The organism is Spirillospora sp. NPDC049652, from assembly GCF_040675125.1.
GTDB lineage: Bacteria > Actinomycetota > Actinomycetes > Streptosporangiales > Streptosporangiaceae > Spirillospora.
In genome coordinates this window covers 1-3,916 of record NZ_JBFAOF010000709.1, presented here as the reverse complement: position 1 = coordinate 3,916, position 3,916 = coordinate 1, and the positions used below count along the sequence as shown (strand labels likewise).

Annotated in this window: 4 protein-coding genes; 1 reads left to right on the top strand and 3 read right to left on the bottom strand. The window is 71.9% G+C overall.

Annotated features, from left to right (window positions below):
- Nucleotides 1-800: alpha/beta hydrolase (locus AB0J52_RS31115; RefSeq protein ID WP_500186294.1), on the top strand; the 800-nt coding region annotated here is incomplete at its 5' end.
- 9 nt (nt 801-809) lie between these two features.
- Here the strand turns inward: AB0J52_RS31115 and AB0J52_RS31110 are convergent.
- Genes AB0J52_RS31110 through AB0J52_RS31100 form a run of 3 tightly spaced genes read right to left on the bottom strand, consistent with a single transcriptional unit; the run spans nt 810 to nt 3,802 of the window.
- Nucleotides 810-1,754, bottom strand: coding sequence for an ABC transporter permease (locus tag AB0J52_RS31110; protein WP_500186292.1), 945 nt, complete (start codon nt 1,752-1,754; stop codon nt 810-812).
- Nucleotides 1,755-1,757: 3 nt separating this feature from the next.
- Nucleotides 1,758-2,723 carry an ABC transporter permease gene (locus AB0J52_RS31105; RefSeq protein ID WP_500186290.1) on the bottom strand — a complete coding sequence of 322 codons (966 nt, stop codon included), beginning with the start codon at nt 2,721-2,723 and terminating at the stop codon, nt 1,758-1,760.
- Entirely contained in the window at nt 2,720-3,802 is a 1,083-nt protein-coding gene (locus AB0J52_RS31100) for an ABC transporter ATP-binding protein (protein ID WP_500186289.1), read from the bottom strand. The genes AB0J52_RS31105 and AB0J52_RS31100 overlap by 4 nt, the downstream gene beginning before the upstream one ends.
- Between the last annotated feature and the right edge of the window lie 114 nt (nt 3,803-3,916).

The window sequence follows — 3,916 nt, the reverse complement described above, 5'->3', positions numbered from 1 at the left end:
CCGCCGAGACCGCCGAGCCGCCGCCCGCCCTGCCCGCGCACGTGGGCGTCTCCACCTCCAAGGTGCGGCTGCCCGCCGAGAAGTCCGCGCACGACCTGGTCGTGTACCGGCCGAACGTGCCCGACTCCTCCAAGCTGCCCGTCGTGTACTTCCTGCACGGCGTGCCCGGCGACCCCAAGACGCTGGTGGACGACGGGCTGGTCGACGAGGTGAGGAAGTACCTCGCCAAGGGCGGCCAGCCGTTCGTCCTCGCCGTCCCCGACGGCAACGGCGACCACCACGACGACACCGAGTGGGCCGACGCCGCCGACGGGTCCGACCTGGTGGAGAGCCGGCTGCTGAAGGCCGTCATCCCCGCCGTGGAGGGCGCCCGTCCGCGCGACGCCGCGCACCGCGCGATCGCCGGGTTCTCCATGGGCGGCTACGGCGCGCTGAACCTCGGGCTCCGCCACCCCGACCTGTTCGGCCAGGTCGTGTCGCTCGCCGGCTACTACGGCGTGGACGACCCGGACCACATGTTCGGCGGCCGCGAGGACCTGGAGGCCGCCAACAGCCCCGACCGGCACCTCGACGCCGCCAAGCAGGTCCGGATCTTCATGGCCGTCGGGCGGGACGACGGGAACCCCGTCGTCGAGGGCAGCTCCCAGCAGTTCAAGAGGCTCCTGGACGGCGCGCGCGTCCCGTCCACCCTCCAGGTGCTGCCCGGCGAGCACGACTGGGACTTCGTGACCCGCGCCCTACCCGCCGGGTTCGACTTCCTCCGCGAGGGCTGGGCGCGGACCGGCTCCGCCGGCCGGTAGGCGGCCAGGTCAGGAAAGCCGGACGCGCGGGTCCAGGAACGAGTAGCCGATGTCCACGATCAGGTTCGCGACCACCACGAACAGCGTCACCATCAGCGTCACCCCGATGATCACCGGGGTGTCGCCGAGGTTGATCGACTGGTACACCAGCTGCCCGACGCCCTGCAGGCCGAACACCCGCTCGATCACGATCGTCGAGCCGATCAGCGCGCCCACGTCGATGCCGAACTGCGTCACGACCGGCGTCAGCGCCGACCGCAGGCCGTGCCGGAACACCACCCGGCGCTCCGAGACGCCCTTGGACCGCGCGGTGCGGATGTAGTCCTCGCCCATCACGTCCAGCATCGACCCGCGGGTCAGCCGCGTGTACGTCGCGACCATCAGGAACGCCAGGCCGATCCACGGCAGCAGCATCCGCTGCAGGAAGTGCTCCTGCAGCGGCGGCCCCGCCTCGAAGTACGGGAAGCCCGCCTCGCCCAGCTTGGTGGAGAACACGTACAGCAGCACCAGCGCCATCACGAACGACGGCAGCGACAGCCCGACCAGCACGATCACCGTGATGCCCCGGTCGGTGACCGACCGCGGGTGCGTCGCCGAGTACACCCCGGACGCGACGCCCCCGATGAGCCAGATCACCGCGGCGCCCGCGACCAGCCACAGCGTGGTCGGCAGCCGGTTCTCGATGATGGAGGCGACCGAGGTGCCGTTCAGGTAGGACTGGCCGAGGTCGCCCTTCACCAGGTTCCCGAGCCAGGAGAAGTACTGCACCAGCACCGGCCGGTCCAGGCCGAGGTTGCGGCGGATCTGCTCCAGCGTCTCGGTGGACGCGCGCGGCCCGCCGATCGTCCGCTCGACCGACGTCGGCGACAGGTGCAGGAACGCGAACACCAGCGTCGACACCAGCCACAGGACCAGGACCGCGTACAGCAGGCGGCGGATGACGTAACGGAGCATGGTTCACTTCCCCCCCGGCTGCCGGTCCCCGCGCGGGTCCATCGCGTCCCGGATCGCGTCGCCGAGCAGGTTGAACGACAGCGTCGTCAGCAGCAGCAGGACGGCCGGGACGACCAGCAGCCACCAGGCGGTCTGGAACACCTCGCTGCCCTCGCCGAGCATCGCGCCCCAGCTCGGCATCGGCGGCCGCACCCCGACGCCGAGGAACGACAGCGTCGACTCGAACACGATCGAGGTCGGGATCAGCAGCGAGCCCAGCACCGTGATCTGCGCGACCAGGTTCGGCAGCACGTCCACGACCATGATCCGCCAGCGGCCCGCGCCCAGCGACCGCGCCGCCTCGATGAACTCCTTCTGCTTGATCGACATCACCTGGCCGCGGATGATCCGGCCGGTCGCGGCGAACGAGAAGAACGCGATCACCGCGATCGTCATCGTCAGGCTCGCCGCCACCGACTGCACCTGGAACGTCACCGCCAGGGTGATCGCGATCAGCAAGTACGGCAGCGCGAGGGTGATGTCCATCAGCCGCGCCAGAATCGCGTCGGACGCGCCGCCGACGTACCCGGCGAGGGTGCCGACCAGGACGCCGACGACCGAGGCGAGGGCGGCGGCGGCGATGCCGACCAGCAGCGAGATCCGGGCGCCGTAGGCGGCGCGGACCAGCACGTCCCGGCCGAGCTGGTCGGCGCCGAGCCAGAAGTCCTCGGACGGCCCGATCGGCTGCCCGTTGACGTCCAGGCCCTCCTTGGGGAACGTCGCCGAGTACGGGTGGCCGGTCCAGGACGCCCACAGCGGAGCGAGCAGGGCGAACACGACGATCAGGGCGAGGATCACCAGGAACGCCAGCGCGACCTTGTCGTCGCGGAACCGCGCCCACGCGAGCTGCAGCGGCGAGCGGCCCCGGACGCGGGCCTCGACCGCGTCCGGCGGGACGATCTCGGGTTCGAGTTCGGACAGGCTCGTCACGGGGTCGCCTCCGGCAGGTCCGGTTCGGTGGAGACCTGGCTGATGCCGGCGTGCTCGCGCGCCAGGCTCTCGCCGGGTTCCACCGGGAAGTGGCAGGCGGTCAGGTGGTCGGCCGGGTCGCCGTCGCGGACGACCAGCGGCGGGTCGTCGGTGACGCAGCGGTCCTGCGCCTTCGGGCAGCGCGGATGGAACCGGCAGCCGGACGGCGGGTCGATCGGGGACGGCACGTCGCCGGTCAGCACGATCCGCTCGGCGCGCTCGGCCTCGTCGGGGTCGGCGATCGACGCCGCCGACAGCAGCGCCGCGGCGTACGGGTGCCGCGGGCCGCCGTACAGCTCGGCCTCGGCGGCGTCCTCCACGACCCGGCCGAGGTACATGACCGCGACCCGGTCCGAGACGTACCGCACGACCGACAGGTCGTGCGCGATGAACACGTAGGTGAGGCCGAGTTCGTCCTGCAGGTCCTTCAGCAGGTTGATGACCTGGGCCTGGATGGACACGTCCAGCGCCGACACCGGCTCGTCGCAGATGATGAGCCTGGGCTTGAGCGCGAGGGCGCGGGCGATGCCGATGCGCTGCCGCTGGCCGCCGGAGAACTCGGCGGGGAACCGGTTGTAGTGCTCGGGGTTCAGCCCGACCAGCTCCATCAGCTCCTGGACGCGGCTCTTGCGCTCGGCGCCGTCGGCGAGGCCGTGGATCGCGAACGGGTCGCCGATGATCGAGCCGACCCGGCGGCGCGGGTTCAGCGACCCGTACGGATCCTGGAAGATCATCTGGACGTCGCGCCGGAACGCCTTCAGGCCGGCCCGCGACAGCCTGGTGATGTCGGTGCCCTCGAACAGGATCCGGCCGCCGCTCACCGGGTGCAGGGCCGCCAGGCAGCGCGCGAGGGTCGACTTGCCGCAGCCCGACTCACCGACGACGCCGAGCGTCTCGCCCCGCCGCACGGTCAGGTCCACGCCGTCCACCGCGTGGACGCGCGCGACCTCCTTCTTGAACACGATGCCCTGGCGGATCGGGAAGTGCTTGAACACCCCCTCCGCCGACACCAGCACCTCGCCGTCGCCGGTCGCCGTCACTGCGGCCCCCCGTTCTCCATGCCCGGGTCTCGCGGCCACCGCCCGGGTTCCTGTCCGGGTCCCCGGTCCTCGTCCGGCCCGGTGGGCCGCTCCCCGCCCGCCTCAGGACTCCCC

What these genes read in the sequence shown, in the direction of transcription:
- AB0J52_RS31110 (WP_500186292.1), bottom strand. Translation starts at nt 1,754, where the DNA reads ATGCTCCGTTACGTCATCCGCCGCCTGCTGTACGCGGTCCTGGTCCTG.